Genomic DNA, 16,515 nt, shown 5'->3' on the forward strand with positions numbered 1-16,515 from the left:
CGGCATTCCTCCCGATCCGCCCGGAGTCGGGTTAACGCGGAGCTAACCCGGCGTTGTCATGCGGCTGATGCGGTGGCGGCTAACTTGGCGGTCGGACGAAGACCGGACTGCCTTAGGGGGAGGGCATGGGACTCACCGGAGGCGGATTCATCGCACTGCTGTTCCTGGTGGTGGCGGTCCTGTTCGTGTTCACCGTGTGGTGGTGGCCGCGCGGCGCGCGCTCGGGACCCGTCACCGTCGCCGCCAGGATCGGCCTGCTCGTCGGCACCCAGGCCGTCACGCTGCTCGCCGTGCTCGTCGCGGTCAACGCGCACTTCGAGTTCTACTCCGGATGGGACGACCTGTTCGCGACCAATGCCGCGCCCGCCCGGATCAAGCACGTCATGGCGAAGGCCGGCGGCCCGGTGAAGCAGATCGACACCGCGACGATCAAAAGGATCGGCACCGCCGCCGCGAAACGCGATCCGGCCGTCTCCGGAGCGACCGAGGAATACCGCTTCCAGGGCCAGGCGACGGGCCTGAGCGCCGAGACCTACGTGCTGCTCCCGCCGCAGTACTACCAGCCCGCGTACGCGCGGACCCGCTTCCCGGTGGTCATCGTGCTGACCGGCTACCCGGGGCACCCGAGCGCGCTGCTGCACACGATGCGCTTCCCCGATCTCGTCCGGCAGGCCGAGCGGGCCGGGGTGCCGCCCGCGATCTACGTGCTGATGCGGCCGACGGAGGCGCCGCCCCGCGACACCGAGTGCGCGGACGTGCCCGGCGGGCCGCAGGTCGAGAGCTTCTTCGCCACCGACGTGCCGCTCGCGATGCAGGCCCACTACCGGGTCGCCGTCGGCCGCGCCGGCTGGGGCGTCATGGGCGACTCGACCGGCGGGTTCTGCGCCACCAAGATCGCGATGAAGCACCCCGACCGGTACTCGGCGGCGGCGTCGCTGTCCGGCTACTTCTCCACCATCCAGGACCTCACCACCGGCAAGCTGTTCGACGGCAACAAGAACCTGCAGAACGAGAGCAACCTGCTGTGGCGCGAGAAGCACCTTCCCGCGCCGCCGATCTCGCTGCTCGTCGCGTCCTGCCGGGTGGGGGAGAAGACCTACCCGGAGAACGAGCGGTTCCTCGCCGGGATCCGCCCGCCGATGCGGGCCGACAGCCTGTTCCTGCCGTCCGGCGGCCACAACTACCGCACGTTCCGCCGGATGGTCCCGGCCACGCTCCGCTGGTTCGGCGTCCACCTCAAGGCCGAGTGAGGCCCGCCCGGCGCGGCGTCCCGGCGCGGCGTCCCGGTCAGGCGCCCTCGTCGGCGGCCGATTCGGACGCCGGCAGCAGCAGCGTGAAGATCGGCGGGGACGGGCGGCGCAGCACCAGCCGGCCGCCCTCCGCCTCCGCCAGCGCGCGCGCCAGCGCCAGGCCGATCCCGTGCCCGCCCTCCCCCTCGCCGCCGGAGTGCCGCCGCGCGAAGATGTCCTCGGCCTCGGTGACGCCCGGCCCCTCGTCCGACACGTCGATCGCGAGGCCGCCGCCGATGTCGCTCGCCTCCACGGTCACCCGCCCGGCGCCGTGCACCTGCGCGTTGTCCAGCAGCACCCCCAGGATCTGCCGCACCGCCGACGCCGACGCGTGCACCTCCGGCAGCGGGCCCCGCGCCGCCACCTCCAGCGGCCGCCCGTCCGACGGCCGCCGCCGCAACTCCTCCAGCATCGCCGGGACGTCCAGCCGCTCCCGGTTCGGCCCCGCGTCCCGCGCCAGGCTCAGCAGATCGTCGATGATGTCGCGCAGGTGCTCCCCGCGCCGCACCGCCGTCCGCACCGCCGCCGACAGGTCCGCGCCCGGACGCTCCAGCGCCGACTCCAGCCCGAGCAGCAGCCCCGTCAGCGGCGTCCGCAGCTGGTGCGACACGTCCGCGCTGAACGCCCGCTCCCGGTCCAGCATCGACCCGAGCCGCCGCGCCGTCACCTCCAGCGCCCGGCCCGCCTCGTCCGCCTCCAGCACCCCCGACGACTGCGCCCGGACGGTGAAGTCGCCGTCCCCGAGCGCCTGCGCCGCCAGCGTCAGCCGCTCCAGCGGCCGCGCCAGCCGCCGCGACTGGTACCGCGCCACGAACGCCGCCAACCCGATGATCAGCAGCGCGAGCGCCGCCATCACCCACCACGCCCGCCCGATCCGCCGCGCGACGACCCGCTCCGGCATGCTCACCCGCGCCGCCGACGTCACCCCCTCGTCCGAGGGGATCGGCGCCGTCACCACCAGCCGGCCGTGCTCGTCGCGCTGGTGCAGCCGCCCGTCGCTCGCCTGCGCCGCCGCCCGCGAGTACGGCGGGCCCTCCCCGGTCAGCCGGCGCCCGTCGATCCCGTAGATCCCGACCCGCAGCCGCTCGTTCAGCCCCTCCGGCAGCCGGATCGGACGCGGATGCCGCGCCTCGTCGTCCGGCGCCGTCGCCGCGACCCGCGTCGCGTCCCGCTCCAGCTTCGTCTGCGCCTCGCTGCGGTACAGCCGCTGCACCGCCACCGCCAGCGGGACGATCAGCAGCAGCACCGCCACCGCGGTGATCCCCGCGATGGTGACCAGCAGCCTGCGCCGCAGCGGCGCCGTCCTCGGAACCGCGTCCACACTCGCCTCCCGCCCGGAGGATAACCGCAGCCCGGACGTGCCGTACCCGCCCCGCGCCCGCGTCCCGGCAAGGTAAGCGACGCCCTAACCCACCGCACAGCCGCCGCTGACGCGCTCCGGACTAGGTTGCGTCCTGAGGCCGGCGTCGGAAGGGGGAGGCATGATCATACGCAGGCTGCTCATCGGCGTACTGATCGTCACGGCGCTGGCCGGTGTCGGGCTCGGCCACGCGGTCCACGTCCACCGGGACTGCGCGGACGAGCCCGGCTCGCGGCTCGGCAAGGCCGTCGACATCGTCACCGACGTCGTCGCCGCCACCACCCGCGGCTCGTTCTGCCCGTCCCGGCGCCCCGGCGCCCGGACGGCCGGCCTCCCGGCCCGCACGTGACCGCCCCGGTCCGTAACATCGGGACCATGGCCGCACCCTACGTGCTCGTCGTGGAGGACGACGAGGCCATCGGCAGCGAGCTCGCCGAGGCCCTCGCCGCGCACGGCTACGAGGCCGACTGGGCCGCGACCGGCGGCGACGCCCTCGACAGCGCGGCCCGCCGCGCCCCCGACCTCATCCTCCTGGACCTCGGGCTCCCCGACATCGAGGGCGTCACCCTCTGCCGGCGGCTCCGCACCGTCCTGCGCGACGCGGTGATCGTCGTGCTCACCGCCCGCACCCAGGAGTTCGAGGTCGTCGTCGCGCTCGACGCCGGCGCCGACGACTACCTGACCAAGCCGTTCCGGCTCACCGAGCTGATGGCCCGGCTCCGCGCCCACCTGCGCCGCAGCAGCGCCGGACGGTCCGACGAGCGGTTCGTCACCGCCGGCCGCCTCACCCTCGACCTCGCCGCCCGCCGCGCCAGCTACGCCGGCACCGACATCGCGCTGCGCCCGAAGGAGTTCGACCTGCTCGCCCGGCTGGTGTCCAGCGCCGGCGAGGTCGTCACCCGCGAGGACCTCATCGACCAGGTCTGGGACACCAACTGGTTCGGCCCCACCAAGACCCTCGACGTGCACATCTCCGCCCTGCGCCGCAAGCTCGCCCAGCAGGGCGCCGACCCCGGCAGCATCACCACCCTCCGGGGCCGCGGCTACCGCTACGAGCGCGACTGACGGCCGCTGCCAGCGCCCTGCCAGCGATGTGCCAGGGACCGCGCCCACCCTGGCGTCCATGATCCTCATCGCCGGAGCCGGCCCGACCGGGCTCACCCTCGCCATCGATCTCGCCCGCCGCGGCGTCCCGCACCGCCTCGTCGACCCCGGCCACCCGGCCGGCTCCCGCGGCAAGGGCCTCCAGCCCCGCACCCTGGAGGTCCTCGACGACCTCGGTGTGATCGACGCCGTCCTCGCGGCCGGCGCCCCCTACCCGCCGCTGCGCGCCTACTCCGGCACCGACGTCGTCTGGGAGGGCCGCATGCACGAGCCCGTCCCGCCGACGCCCGGCGTCCCATACCCGAACGTCCTGATGGTGCCGCAGTGGCGGACCGAGGAGATCCTCCGCGACCGCCTCACCGCCCTCGGCGGGTGCGTCGACGCCGTCGGCCTCGCCGCCTTCACGCAGGACGACGACGGCGTCACCGCCCGCCTCACCGACGGCACGACCGTCCGCGCCGCCTACCTCGTCGGCGCCGACGGCGGCCGCAGCACCGTCCGCAAGGCCCTCGGCGTCCCCTTCCTCGGCGAGACCCGCGACGAGGAGCGGATGCTCATCGGCGACGTCCGGACGCCGGACCTCGACCGCGACCACTGGCACATGTGGGCCGACCTGGAGACCCGCACCCCCGGCGTGGGCCTGTGCCCGCTGCCCGGAACGTCCGACTTCCAGTTCACTTCGGTCCTCGCCCCCGGCGACGACCCCGACCTCACCCTCGCCACCTACCAGAAGCACCTCGCCGACGGCAGCGGCCGCGACGACATCCGCCTCACCGGCCTCGGCTGGGCGTCGGTCTACCGCGTCAACATCCGCATGGCCGAGCGGTTCCGCGCGGGCCGCGTGTTCCTCGCCGGCGACGCCGCCCACGTCCACTCGCCCGCCGGCGGCCAGGGCCTCAACACCGGCGTCCAGGACGCCTACAACCTCGGCTGGAAGCTCGCCGCCGTCCTGTCCGGCGCGTCCCCGTCCCTCCTCGACACCTACGAGGAGGAGCGGCTGCCCGTCGCCGCGGGCGTCCTCGGCATCAGCACCGCCCTCTACCGCAAGGCCGCCGAGGGCCAGGCCGACGCCCACAAGCGCGGCGAGAAGACCCAGCAGCTCCTCCTCGCCTACCCCGACAGCCCGCTCTCGTCCGGCCCCCACGGCGGCACCCGCGCCCCCGACGCCCCCCTCGCGGACGGCACCACCCTCTTCGACGCCTTCCGCGGCCCCCACTTCACCCTGCTGGCGTTCGACACCCCCGCCCCCGCCTGCGGCCCCGCCGTCCGCACCGTCCCGATCACCGCGAACCCCGAAGCGGAGGCGGCCTACGGCATCACCGCCCCGACCCTCGTCCTCGTCCGCCCCGACGGCTACCGAGCCCACACCGGCGACCCCGACACCACCCGCACCTATCTGACCCGCCTCGGCCTCTAGAACGCGGACGGGCGGCGGGCGCGGCGCCAGACGAAGGCCAAGCCGCCGACGAGCAGCGCCGCCACCCCTGCGACGGCGGCGTAGACGACAGGCGAGCTCCCACCGGACGGCTTGCGGCCCTCGGTGGTCGAGGCCGCGGGTGCCGCCGTCGCCTTGTGCGCCGCTCCCTGCAACTGGTCGAACCTGTCGTAGACGGGGTTGGGGGCGTCCGCCGGCACCGGATACTTCACAGGGTCCATCGCGCGGGCGATGCGGATGGCGCCGTAGCCGGTCGCCTCGTCCGGGACGGGCTTGTTGATCGGCAGCGCCGTCGCGAGGAGCCGCTGAACGACGGTGCGGCCGGACATGTTCGGATTACGGGCACGGACCAACGCCACAGCCCCCGAAACCAGCGCCGCCGACGCGCTGGTCCCTTCGGCTTTGGCGTAGAGCCTGCCGGTGTTGCTGACGAAGACGGATCCGCTCGCCGGGCCCGCCACCGCGACGTAAGGCTGCCGCTGGGTCCCCGTCCATGGCCGCAGGTCCGAGTTGATGCCGCCGACGGCGAGCACGCCTGGACAGGAAGCGGGGGCCTCGGGGAGGTTGTCGCCGCCCCCGCTGTCGCCCGATGCCGCGACGGTCACGACATCGTGCTGGATGGCGTAGGCGACCGCGTCGCGGACCTCGCTGGAGCACTGGTCGGGCCCCCCGGGTGCGGGGGACCCCAAGGACAGGTTCAACACCTTGGCGCCCCTGTCGACGGCGAAGCGGATCCCATTGGCGATCGCTTGCTGGTCGGGGGACGCTTGGGCGGGGTCGAGGACGTCGCTGACCAGCACGTGGACCGGAAGGATCTTGGTTTCGGGAGCGATTCCCACGAAGCCGCTGGTGCCCCCGCCCTGGCCTGCGATCATGACGGCCATCGTGGTGCCGTGCCCGCCGTTGGTGTAGAGGTCCTTCCGGCCGTCGGTCTTTCCGCCCGCGGTGTCACCGCCCTTGAGGACGACCCCGGAGAGCTCGGGAAGGTCGGCGTTGACTCCGGAGTCGAGGAGGCCGACGGTCACGCCGGCCCCCTTCGAGAGCGGCCAGACGGAGTCCTGGACGTCCCACGCGGAGAACCACCACTCGTCCTCCCGCGGCCGGGGCTCCGCCTGAGCCGGCTGAACCGCCGTCGCGATCAGGCACGGTACCGCCGTGCTCGCGGCAAGACGGAGGAAGAGCCTCACTCGTCATCCCTGCGAGGTCGGCCGGTGCGGATCGCGCGTCCGCTCTTCGCGCCGGTGCCGTCCTGAGAACGGATGGACTCAGAGCCGAGGACACGGGGCGCCACCGGGGCGTCCTCGTTCCACACGTCCGCGTCCTCGCTCAACCAGGACTTGCGCTCGCGCTCTCGGTCCCCGTGAGGCGAGCCGCCTGCACCGGTCATCGGGCCCATCGCGGCCGGGCCGGTACGTGCGAGGGGACCCTCACCGGCCGCGCCGGCCTGCGAGGCGGTCGGCGGGCCCAGCCGGCCTCGGCCGATGACGCCGTTCCTGTCGAGCGCTCCGGGCTCCGCACGAGAGCCGCCTTCAGGCAGTCCGTAACCGCCGCCCGGCAGGCCGAGCGCAGTACGTCCTGGGAGGCCCGGTCCGATGGGCCCGGGAGGAGGGAGTGCGCCGCCAGCGGAGAACCCGAGCCCGGGCTTCCCGCCGTCGAAAGGCTGTGGCGTGGTCATCGGCGGTGCCGAACCAGGCGATGTCAAGGAGGGAGGGCTGGTGTCTCCGACGCCTGTGGACCCGGGAGGACTGGCCCCCGAGAGGTCCGTGCCCTGGCCGCCGGGCGCGACGCCACTCGCGGGGCCTTGCGAGCCGTTCGGCGATTGACCAAGCTGCGGCCCGCCGCCCGGCGCCTCTTGGCCGGACGGAACAGTGAGGGGTGCACCGCTTGAATGCCCCGTGCCGGTCGAGGGCAGTACTTCGCCTCCCGATCCGTTCGATCCGCCTACCGCGCCATGATGAGGCGAGAATGCAGCAGGCCCGCTGCCCGCACCACCGGAACCGCCTGAGGCGCCGGCCGGGGCACCGGGAACACCGGACCCGCCCGTGGGCAGGGGATCGCCGTGCCCTATGTAGGGACTCGACAGACCGGTGGAGATGTCGGGCGGCAGTGCCGTCCAGGTCTCGCTGATCCGTTCGTTCGCCCCCTGCATCCAGGAGCGGGCCTCGGCGTCCGTCTTCGGCTGGGGCATGCTGTTCTTGTACCAGGCCAGGTACTCGGAGCCGTGACGCTCGATCGCCGTGCCGAAGTCGCCCGCGGTGACGCTGATCATGTGACTCGACGTCCAGAGATCGCGCATTCTCCTCTGGGCGGCGGAGGCGTCCGTCCCCTGCCATGCCTCGTTCAGGTCGTGACCGACCTGGGCGAGGCTTTGAGTCATCCGCTCGTAGGCCTTGGCGAAGCGCAGGTACGCCTGCCCTGCATCGGTGACCGCGGCAGGATCAGTGGATTGCAGGTAGTGCTCGATGCTCTTCAGGTCATAGCCGGCCGGCGACCCGGCGGGGGCGTTCGCGCGCATGGGAACGCTGCCCATGTTGTCCGTCATCGCGGCCTCCGCTACTTCAACGACCCCGGACCTGGCCGGGGAGAGTCGTTGCCGGGTTTCGTCGGTTCACGTGGTGTGCTGGACGCCCATGGGGCTTCGCGCAGTTGCTTCTCGATGGCAGCGACGCGCCGTCGGAGCTCGGACTCGGCGTCGTCGTAAGACTGGGCGGTGCGGCGGAGCAGCTTGATGGTGTTCAACGCTTCGAAGAGAAAGCGTCCGTGCTGGTCGGCCAGTACTGCGCGGCCTCTGACGATGCTGGGGACGAGGGATGTCGCCGCGTCCCAGGTGCCGTAGGCCGCGTCGGGGGTTCCGTTGGCCTGGTGGAGGTCCTTGGTGGCTTCGAGGAGTTCTTCGAGGTCGGATTCGAGGCGTTTGGCGATGGCTCGGAGGCGGGCGCGGTCGACGCGGAGCCCGCCGGTCTGGTTGAGGCCCGGCCAGTTGCCGTAGGCCCCGGGCGGTACCGATCTCGGATCGACAGGCGGCATTCCGGTGTCCCCCTCCAGCTCCCGTCCCGCTGGTCCCTGGCGCCGTCGCGGACGCGCCGTCGACTCTGTCACACGGCTTGACCAGGCGTCAGGGATGGTGCAATTCGGAGGGGCGGCGTGATCCCATTCGGGCGGCCGGATCCTGGCGGCGTCAGGGTTTGGCGGCCAGGCGGAGGCCGAGGCCGATGAAGAGGGAGCCGGTCGCGACGTCGAGGCGGCGGCGGGCGGTCCGGCGGCGGCGAAGCCATTCGCCTATCCGGCCGGCGAGGACGCCGACCGTGCCGTCCACGAGGAATTCGAGGGCGATCAGAATGGCGCCGAGGCACGCGAACTGGAGCCAGACCCGGCCCATTACCGGGTCGATGAACTGGGGGAGGAACGCGATGGTGAAGGTGACCATCTTGGGGTTCAGGAGATTGGTCACCAGGCCGTTGAGGTAGGCGCGGCGGTTCGAGGGCGCGGCGGCGGGGGCGTCGTCCTGGTCGTTGCGGTGGCGGATGGTCTGGACGCCCAGGAACACGAGGTAGGCGGCGCCGACGAGGCGGACGGTCGTGAACGCGATCGGGACGGCGGCGAACAGGGCGGTGAGGCCCGCGGCGGCGACGGCGACGTGGACGGCCTCGCTGGTCGCGACGCCGGCGGTGGCGAGCAGGCCGGCGCGGGGGCCGCCGCGCATGCCGCAGCCGAGGATGAAGAGCATGTCCGGGCCGGGGACGAGCATCGCGATGATCGAGGTCAGCAGGAACGCGGCGAGCAGGTGCTGGTCGATCGGCATGGCAGGATCGTGCCACGCCGGTCGTGCGGGGCGCATCCGCGGCCGCGTCACTAGGATCGGTGCGCACTCGTCCCCGTCGGAACGGATCAGGCCCGCACATGACAGATGACGAGTCGGCGCGCGCGGCCACGGAGGCCGTCCGCGAGCTGCGGGCCGGGTTCGGGATCGACGCGCGGCGCATCGACCGGATCGGGCGGCTGCTCGCCGACGGCGGGTTCCACACGGTCGAGGAGGCCGTGTCGCGGACGGGCACGTCGCGGCGGACGGTGGAGGCGGTGTTCCGGGCGCTCGGGCCGCACCTGGAGACCGAGGGTGACGGGCGGCGGATCGAGCGGCGGTACGTCGGTGAGTACCGCGAGCTGTTCGGCGAGCCGGTGGAGGTCCCGGACCCGTGGGCGGAGCGGGTCCGCCGTGATCCCGCGTCGCTCGCGGAGATGGACGCGCTGGTCGGCGCGGCGCCGCCTCCCGTGCAGGCGCTGGACCACGTGCCGGCGACCCCGGAGACCGTGCTGAAGCGGGCCCGGTTCATGCTGGACGGCTTCGACCTGCGCGGCGCGCACGTGCTGTGCGTCGGCGACCATGATCTGACCTCGCTGGGCCTGTTCGCCGCGGGCGGCGCGGAGGGGCTGCGGGTGAGCGTGGCCGACATCGACGAGCGGCTGCTGGCGTTCATCGACGCCGAGGCGGCCCGGCGCGGCTGGGACGTCCGCTGCTACGCCGCCGACCTGCGGCTCGGCCTTCCGGCATCGCTGCGGGAATCGTGCCAGCTCGTCTTCACCGATCCGCCGTACACGCCGGAGGGCGTGGGGCTGTTCGTCGCCCGGGGCCTGGAGGGGCTCGGGGACCAGCGCAACGGGCGGGTGCTGGTCGCGTACGGGTACGGGGAGCAGCAGCCGGCGCTCGGGCTCGCCGTGCAGAAGGCGCTGAATCCGCTGCATCTGGCGTACGAGGCGATGCTGCCGGGTTTCAACCGGTACGTGGGGGCGCAGGCGATCGGCAGCACGGCCGCCCTGTACGTGCTGCGTCCCACGAAGCGGACCGCCGGGGCCGTCCGCGCCGCCGCCGAGGATCCGCGCACCGCGATGTACACGCACGGCGCCCAGTCGGTGGAGGCGGGCACCGGTGCCCTGGACGACGCGGCGGCCGCGCGCGTCGCCGAACTCGCCTCGGCCGAGGATCCGCTCCTGGTCGGGGACGGTTGGCCCGCGAAGGCCGCCGGGCGCCGCGTCCCGCTGCGCGAGTTCATGGCGGCACCGCTGCCGCGCGGGCTCCAGGGCCACGGCACGGTGCTGATCAACCTGTATCCGGGGTTCGAGGCGTCGGCGGTCCGGGCGCTGCTGGCCGCCAACGCGCCGCGCGTCGGGCTCGTCTGCCGCAACGACCTGCCATTCCTGCGGGACGCGGAGGGGCAGCGCGAGTTCCGGCGGCTGGTAGGCCCCGGGTACCGGGTCGAGCGCATGCTGCGCGGCGCCCCGTCGTCCGGCATGGCGCTCGTCCTGGCCGAGCGGAACGACCGTCCGGAGGACGCCGCCGACCGGGTCCTCGCCTACATTCACGCGCGCGCGCACGGCAAGGTCGGCAACGGCTGGCGCGAGGGCCTCATCGCGCTCCGCAAGGCGGACGGGCGGACGCTCACCAAGGCCGAGAGCCGCCGGGCCATCGAGTCGGTCGCCGACCGTCCCGGCCTGCTGGAACGGTCGCTGATCGACCTCCCGGCGCACCTGCTCGCCGTCCTGGAGGCGCAGGTCCGGCGCTCCGTCGAGGCCCTCCCGGACTGACGGGTGCGCGGATTCACGCGCGGGTACGCGTCGTCCCGCCGTTGACGTGCAGGATCTGCCCGACGAGCGCGGGCAGCCGGTCGTCGGCCAGGAACGCGATCGCCGCGGCGATCTCCTCCGGAGCGGCGATCCGGCCGAGCGGCACCCGCGCCGCGTACCGGGCCCGGATCTCCTCGGCGGTGACGCCCGCGGCCGCCGCGTCCACCTCCATCAGCCGGGTGCCGACCATGCTGGGCGCGATCGCGTTGACGGCGATGCCGAGCGGGGCGAGCTCGCGGCCGAGCGACTTGGCGAGCGCGATGATCCCCGCCTTGGACGCCGAGTGCGCCGTCGCGTCGGGCCGCCCGACCACCCCCCATTCGGAGGAGACGAGGACCATCCGGCCGCCGCCGCGCTCCACCATCCCGGGCAGGACGGCCTGCGCGCACGCGAACGTCCCGCCGAGGTTGACGTCCACGACCCGCCACCAGTCGTCGAGGTCGTGCTCGGCGAACGGGGCGAGGGTGCTGTACGCGGCGTTCGCGACGAGGATCCCGATGTGGTCGCCGGTGCGGCGCTCGATGTGCTCGACCATGTCGCGGACGGCGTCGGGGTCGGACACGTCGGCGGGCGCGGCGATGCCGTCCAGCTCGGCGGCGAGCTCGCCGACGGGCCGGTCCGGGCGGTCGTTCAGCGCGACGAGGTGCCCCCGCGACGCCAGCCGCCGCGCGACGGCGGCGCCGAGGACGCCGCCGGCGCCGGTGACCAGCGCGAGGGCCATCAGATCACCGCCCCGGCGTTCGGCGACAGGATCTCGCCGGCGCAGAACGTCCCGTCCTCCACCAGGTAGGCCGCGGCGAGCGCGATCTCCTCCGCGGACGCCAGCCGGCCCGTCGGGAGGGCCTGGACGAAGGCGGGGCGGCGCCACGGCGAGTCGGGCGGCAGCAGCGGCGTGTCGGTGGGGCCCGGCGCGACCGCGTTCACCCGCACCCCGGACGGCGCGAGCTCCGCCGCCAGCGACCGGACGAGCCCGATCACCGCGCCCTTCGCCGCCGCGTAGTGCGCCTCCGCGTCGCCGCCGCCCAGCGCGAGGCCCGCCGAGACGCCGACGACGGCGCCGTGCCCGCGCTCCGCCATCCCCGGCGTCACCGCCCGGCACACGTTCACCAGCCCGCCCAGATGGACCCGGAGCATGCGGGTCCAGTCCTCCCACGCGATGTCGGACACCGGGACGATCGCGTAGTGCCCCGCCGCGCACACCGCCGCCTCGATCGGACCCATCTCCCGCTCGATCCGGCGGACGACCGCGGTGACCTGGGCCGGGTCGGCGACGTCCACCCCGGCCGTGTAGGCGGCGTCCGGGGCCTGGCCCAGGTCGAGCGCGGCCGTCGTCCAGCCGCGTCCCGCCAGCTCGCGCACCATCGCGCCGCCGATCCCGCCGGCCGCCCCGGTCACGAGCGCGACTCGCTCACGCATGCGCACTCCCCATCTCCTGAGCACCCAGGCAAACCCGGCATTAGCCCAGGTGGCAAGGGTCATGGCCGATTCTTGGCCAAATGCACTGCCGGACGCGGGGCTTGCCGTGACCTTCGCCGGAACCGGGAGCCCGGCCCGTCCACCCCGCCGGGCCGGGGTGAGAAGGTGACGGTGTGACCAGCGATCCCTCGATGCCGCGCCTCACCGTCCGGCACCTCCTGGAGGTCCCGCGCTTCCGGCTGCGGCTGGTCGCCGGGTCCGCCGGGCTGGACCGGCCGATCCGCTCGGCGCACTCGACCGAGCTGCTCGATCCCGCCCCCTACCTGCGGGGCCAGGAGGTCGTCCTGACGGTCGGGGCGGCCCTGCGGGACGCGGACGCGTGCGCCGCGTTCGCCGCGTCGGTGAAGGCGGGACGCGCCGGCGCGATCGCCTACGGCGTCGGCGACGTCACCGAGGCCGTCCCGGACGCGCTCCGCCGGCACTGCGAGCGGCTCGGGCTGCCGCTCGTCGAGGTCCCGGCCGGGGTCCCGTTCCTCGGCTTCTCCGAGTGGTTCGCCGAGCGGCTCGCGTCCACCCGCGAGGAGTGGGACGAGCGGGAGGAGATCGGCCGGCTGCTGCACGAGATCCAGCACGGCCTGGCGTCGCCGGAGGCGCTGCGACTGCGCGTCGAGGAGGCGGGGCTCGACCCGGGCCTGCTGGTCGCGGTCGCGATGCCGGCCGCGGACGCGCCCGAGGCGTCCGGCGCGCCCGGCGTCCTCGGCCTGGACGACGACGTCGCGCTGATGATCACGGGGGACGAGTACGCCGGGACGGACGTGGCGGGCATCGGTACCCCCGGCCCCCTCCTCGACCTGCCGCGGTCGCTGGCGGAGGCGCGGGCCGCGCTGGACGCGGCGCGCCGCACCGGCGACGTCGTGCACGCCTCCGGCCTGGCCACGTTCCGGGCGCTGCTCGGACGGCTGGACCGGGAGCAGATCGCCCCGTTCACCGACCAGATCGCCCGTCCGCTCGCCGACTACGACGAGGCGCACGACGGGCGGCTCGTCGAGACGCTGAGCGCGTTCCTCGACCGGGGCGGCGCGGTCGGCCCGACGGCCCGCGCGCTGTCCCTGCATCCCAGCACGCTGCGCCACCGGCTGTCCCGGATCCAGGCGCTGACGGGCCGCGACCCCCTCGACTTCGAGGACCGTGCCGCCCTGGCGATCGCCATCTGGACGGCGCGCTGACCGGTCGCGGCACCCGCGCTTCCGAGCTTCACGCCCCGAGGGCCAGGCGGGCTTCGTTCCCGGCCGCCTCGTCCTCCGGCAGTGCCCACTGCTCCAGGACGGAGCGGCGCGCGGCGTTCCGCGCCTCGACCGGCAGGCGCGCCACCGCACCGGCCAGTTCGAGGGCCCCCTCCAGTGCCTGGCCGGCGTCGACCAGGCGGTCGACGAGGCCGTACGCGAGGGCCTGGTCGGCGGGAACGCGGCGCGCGGTCAGGAGGATGTCGAGCGCCCGGCCCTGGCCGACGAGGCGGGGGAGCCGCACGGTCGCACCGTCCAGGCACGGAAGGCCGTGGGCCAGGTTGAGGGTGCCGAACTCGGCGGTCGCGGACGCGACCCGCAGGTCGGCCCAGAGGGCGAGTTCGAAGCCGCCGCCGAAGCAGTAGCCCTCGACGGCGGCGACGACGGGCTTGGCCGGAGGCGTGCGGGTGACCCGCATGGGCGGCGGGCCGTCCGGGGTGGGGACGGGGAAGTCGCCCGCCGCCATGGCCTTGAGGTCGTTGCCGGCGCAGAAGGCGCCGCCGGCGCCGGTGAGGACGATGGCGCGGACCTCGTCGTCGCGTTCGGCGGCGCCGACGGCTTCGGCGAGCGCCTCGGCCATGGGGCCGTCGACGGCGTTGCGGCGGTCGGGGCGGTCGAGGGTGATCAGGTGGACGTCGCCGTGGCGCGCGGTGCGGATCATGCCGAGCGATACTAGATAGATCGATCTAGCGAGAGCAAGGGCTAGGCTGCCGGCATGGGTTCCGACACGCGGGCGCGGCTGCTGGAGGCGGCGGCGCAACTGTTCCGCGAGCAGGGGTACGCGGCGACCGGGCTGAAGCAGATCACCGCGGAGGCGGAGGCGCCGTGGGGCTCGCTCTACCACTTCTTCCCCGGCGGGAAGGAACAGCTCGGCATCGAGACGGTCGGCCATTCGGGCGCGCGCTACCTGCGGCTGTTCGACCTCGTCTACGAACGGGCCGAGGGAGGCGCGGACGAGGCCGTCCGCGACATGTTCCGGCTCAGCGCCGAGGCCCTGGAGAGGTCGGGATGGGCCGACGGCTGCCCGATCGCCACCGTCGCGCTGGAGGCGGCCACCACCAGCGAGCCGCTGCGCCACGCCTGCGCCGACGTGTTCGCCGGCTGGCGCGCCGCGACGGCGCGGCGCTTCGCGTCCGAGGGGATCGAACCCGCGGACGACCTGGCGACCTACGTCTTCGCCGCGTTCGAGGGAGCCCTCGTCCTGAGCCGCACCGGCCACGACACCGCCCCGTTGCGGGTGACCGCCGGCATCGTCGCCGAGACGATCCGCCGGCACCGTCCGCAGAGCGAGTAGGCGTGGCGCGAGGGACGGGGCGGCGCCCGCGTCGGCCCGGCCGAGCCGCATGGTGAACATCGGCACCGCGCAGCCACGGCGGGCGAGGTGCCCCGCCACCGGTCGGCCGACCTGCCGCCGATGGCGAACCTCGGGCACCGTCCGCCCGCCGTGATGCGATGACGCCTCGGACAGGACGCGATGCTCAGGAGTTCATGCCCGCGGGCGCGGTGAGGAGGGACAGGATCTGCCGCGTGTGGCCGGGCAGTTCCGTCTCTGCGAGTCCGCCGAGGAGGTCGCGCAGCGGCATGGGCTGATCGACCAGGCAGGTGCCGTTGGACAGCAGCCGGGTGGGCACCGGGGTGTCGAGTTCGGCGTCGCTCAACGCCGGCCCGCCGAGCGCGCACAGGGCGTCCGCCTGCCGCCGTACGCGGTCGCGGAGCCCGGCAGCGCCGCCCGCGAGCGCGATGACGCGGTCGATGGTCCAGGTGTCGAGCGCGATGCGGTTGTCGTACGCGGTGTGCACGCCGGAGGCGACCGCCGACGCCGCCGCGATCGTGGTCGACGTGATGAGCGAGACGTGCGCCAGGATCTGGTCGGCCGTCCACTCGCCGGGCGGCGGCACGGCGCCCGCTCCGCCGGACCCGTCCACGGTGGCGGCGGCGTCGAGCAGCGCCCGGTAGGCCGCCTCGAGCCGGGTGGTCTCCATGGGACGTCCTTTCTCTGCTGGTGATCGCGGATCCGCGGGGCGCGGGGCGTCAGGCGTGCGCGTCGGACATCTCCCAGGGCGCCTGCGGAAGGACGTCGCCGGTCTCGAGCAGGGACTTGAGGTTGGCCAGCACGGCGGGCCAGCCCCGCGAGATCCCGTTCAGCATGTCCCGGTCGGGCAGGTTCTCGTGGGTCACGGTCAGCCGGACGATCTCCTCGTGCGGTTCGACGAGGAACGTGACCACCGACGGCTCCCGCTCCAGCCCGGCGTCCGGGCGGTCCTCGAAGGTGATCACGAGACGGGTCGGGGGCTCCGCCTCGAGCACCCGGCCGACGACGTCGACGGCGTCCGACCCGTCCGTGCGGCGGTGCTCCCAGGGGGAGCCCGGCCGCCAGTCGGAGACGTTGGCGTGGCCCCAGTAGCGCGCGGTCAGATCGGCGTCGGTCAGGGCGCGCCACACCTGCTCGGCGTTCGCGCGGATGTAGGTGACGTACACGTAGGTCGGCACGGAGACGGTCGTCTCGGTCATGGCGTACTCCTCGGCTTGATTCCGGATGGCGCTGAGCGCTTCCAGCCGCGGCCTGTCGAACCCCGCGATCCAGCGCTGCTCGATCTCGTGGATCGGTGCCGGGTTGAGGTAGTGCAGCCGTTGCCGGCCGCGCCGCACCACGGTCACGAGGCCGGCGTCGACGAGCACGTTCAGGTGCTGCGTCGCCGACTGGCGCGCCATCTCCAGGCGCTCGCACAGCTCGCCCAGCGTCTGCCCGTTGTGCTCCCGCAGCCGGTCGAGCAGCAGGCGCCGCGTCGGATCGGCCAGCGCCTTGAAGGCCGCGTCCATCGCAGTGGCTTCCCGATTCACGCCGCCCATTATGCAGGTAATCACCTGCATAATGTCAATCGACGACATCACCCCAGGTCAGAAGGCTCAACAGCCGGACACGGCCGGTTCCCTCCGTGACGGCGGCGGATCCCGCTGAGGAGCGGGCGCTCGGCGGTCCCCATTTGCCTGTGACCAGGCGTGTCGCAA

General features: G+C 74.0%; 17 protein-coding genes. 7 read left to right on the forward strand and 10 right to left on the reverse strand.

The features are described from left to right. The first annotated feature begins 125 nt into the window (after positions 1–125). The gene (locus J4557_RS13530) at positions 126–1,250 is read left to right on the forward strand and encodes an alpha/beta hydrolase (protein ID WP_208266872.1); all 1,125 of its coding nucleotides are present in this window, start codon (positions 126–128) and stop codon (positions 1,248–1,250) included. Between the two features lie 37 nt (positions 1,251–1,287). Here J4557_RS13530 and J4557_RS13535 read toward each other — a convergent pair whose 3' ends face one another. Continuing rightward, positions 1,288–2,610 (reverse strand): sensor histidine kinase, encoded by a 1,323-nt coding sequence (locus tag J4557_RS13535; RefSeq protein ID WP_208266873.1) that lies wholly within the window; start codon positions 2,608–2,610, stop codon positions 1,288–1,290. 160 nt (positions 2,611–2,770) lie between these two features. On the opposite strand from J4557_RS13535, the gene J4557_RS13540 reads away from it, so the two are divergent. The 3 genes from J4557_RS13540 to J4557_RS13550 are packed head-to-tail and all read left to right on the forward strand — an operon-like array spanning position 2,771 to position 5,170. Further along, a complete protein-coding gene (locus J4557_RS13540) occupies positions 2,771–2,998 on the forward strand; it encodes a hypothetical protein (RefSeq protein ID WP_208266874.1) in 228 nt (75 codons plus the stop codon). Between the two features lie 26 nt (positions 2,999–3,024). Further along, positions 3,025–3,714: a response regulator transcription factor gene (locus tag J4557_RS13545; RefSeq protein WP_208266875.1), complete on the forward strand. Its 690-nt coding sequence runs from the start codon at positions 3,025–3,027 to the stop codon at positions 3,712–3,714. 58 nt (positions 3,715–3,772) lie between these two features. Continuing rightward, on the forward strand, positions 3,773–5,170 hold the full coding sequence (locus J4557_RS13550) for an FAD-dependent monooxygenase (RefSeq protein WP_208266876.1): 1,398 nt from the start codon (positions 3,773–3,775) through the stop codon (positions 5,168–5,170). Here J4557_RS13550 and J4557_RS13555 read toward each other — a convergent pair. The 4 genes from J4557_RS13555 to J4557_RS13570 all read right to left on the reverse strand — a co-directional run bounded on the left by J4557_RS13555 (position 5,167) and on the right by J4557_RS13570 (position 8,990). Next, positions 5,167–6,213 carry a S8 family serine peptidase gene (locus J4557_RS13555; RefSeq protein ID WP_208266877.1) on the reverse strand — a complete coding sequence of 349 codons (1,047 nt, stop codon included), beginning with the start codon at positions 6,211–6,213 and terminating at the stop codon, positions 5,167–5,169. The genes J4557_RS13550 and J4557_RS13555 overlap by 4 nt on opposite strands. A gap of 158 nt (positions 6,214–6,371) precedes the next feature. After that, on the reverse strand, positions 6,372–7,730 hold the full coding sequence (locus J4557_RS13560) for a hypothetical protein (RefSeq protein WP_208266878.1): 1,359 nt from the start codon (positions 7,728–7,730) through the stop codon (positions 6,372–6,374). A gap of 11 nt (positions 7,731–7,741) precedes the next feature. Continuing rightward, entirely contained in the window at positions 7,742–8,215 is a 474-nt protein-coding gene (locus J4557_RS13565) for a hypothetical protein (RefSeq protein WP_208266879.1), read from the reverse strand. A gap of 151 nt (positions 8,216–8,366) precedes the next feature. Beyond that, positions 8,367–8,990 (reverse strand): LysE family translocator, encoded by a 624-nt coding sequence (locus J4557_RS13570; RefSeq protein ID WP_208266880.1) that lies wholly within the window; start codon positions 8,988–8,990, stop codon positions 8,367–8,369. 98 nt (positions 8,991–9,088) lie between these two features. Here J4557_RS13570 and J4557_RS13575 point away from each other — a divergent pair, with 98 nt between their 5' ends. Next, positions 9,089–10,768: a bis-aminopropyl spermidine synthase family protein gene (locus tag J4557_RS13575; RefSeq protein WP_208266881.1), complete on the forward strand. Its 1,680-nt coding sequence runs from the start codon at positions 9,089–9,091 to the stop codon at positions 10,766–10,768. A 13-nt stretch (positions 10,769–10,781) separates the two neighbouring features. Here J4557_RS13575 and J4557_RS13580 read toward each other — a convergent pair whose 3' ends face one another. Further along, positions 10,782–11,528: an SDR family NAD(P)-dependent oxidoreductase gene (locus J4557_RS13580; protein ID WP_208266882.1), complete on the reverse strand. Its 747-nt coding sequence runs from the start codon at positions 11,526–11,528 to the stop codon at positions 10,782–10,784. Continuing rightward, positions 11,528–12,223: an SDR family NAD(P)-dependent oxidoreductase gene (locus tag J4557_RS13585; RefSeq protein WP_208266883.1), complete on the reverse strand. Its 696-nt coding sequence runs from the start codon at positions 12,221–12,223 to the stop codon at positions 11,528–11,530. The genes J4557_RS13580 and J4557_RS13585 overlap by 1 nt, the downstream gene beginning before the upstream one ends. 173 nt (positions 12,224–12,396) lie before the next feature. Here J4557_RS13585 and J4557_RS13590 point away from each other — a divergent pair, with 173 nt between their 5' ends. Then, complete coding sequence (locus J4557_RS13590; protein WP_208266884.1) at positions 12,397–13,449, forward strand: PucR family transcriptional regulator; 1,053 nt, start codon at positions 12,397–12,399, stop codon at positions 13,447–13,449. Between the two features lie 28 nt (positions 13,450–13,477). Here the strand turns inward: J4557_RS13590 and J4557_RS13595 are convergent, their stop codons facing one another. Further along, entirely contained in the window at positions 13,478–14,167 is a 690-nt protein-coding gene (locus J4557_RS13595) for an enoyl-CoA hydratase-related protein (protein ID WP_208266885.1), read from the reverse strand. A gap of 54 nt (positions 14,168–14,221) precedes the next feature. Between J4557_RS13595 and J4557_RS13600 the strand changes: the two genes are divergently transcribed. After that, complete coding sequence (locus J4557_RS13600) at positions 14,222–14,800, forward strand: TetR/AcrR family transcriptional regulator (RefSeq protein WP_208266886.1); 579 nt, start codon at positions 14,222–14,224, stop codon at positions 14,798–14,800. A gap of 184 nt (positions 14,801–14,984) precedes the next feature. Here J4557_RS13600 and J4557_RS13605 read toward each other — a convergent pair whose 3' ends face one another. Both J4557_RS13605 and J4557_RS13610 read right to left on the reverse strand, forming a co-directional pair. Beyond that, a complete protein-coding gene (locus J4557_RS13605; RefSeq protein WP_208266887.1) occupies positions 14,985–15,488 on the reverse strand; it encodes a DinB family protein in 504 nt (167 codons plus the stop codon). A 49-nt stretch (positions 15,489–15,537) separates the two neighbouring features. Next, positions 15,538–16,347 (reverse strand): ArsR/SmtB family transcription factor, encoded by an 810-nt coding sequence (locus J4557_RS13610; RefSeq protein ID WP_307799747.1) that lies wholly within the window; start codon positions 16,345–16,347, stop codon positions 15,538–15,540. Between the last annotated feature and the right edge of the window lie 168 nt (positions 16,348–16,515).

This window comes from Actinomadura nitritigenes, assembly GCF_017573545.1.
Taxonomy (GTDB): domain Bacteria; phylum Actinomycetota; class Actinomycetes; order Streptosporangiales; family Streptosporangiaceae; genus Spirillospora; species Spirillospora nitritigenes.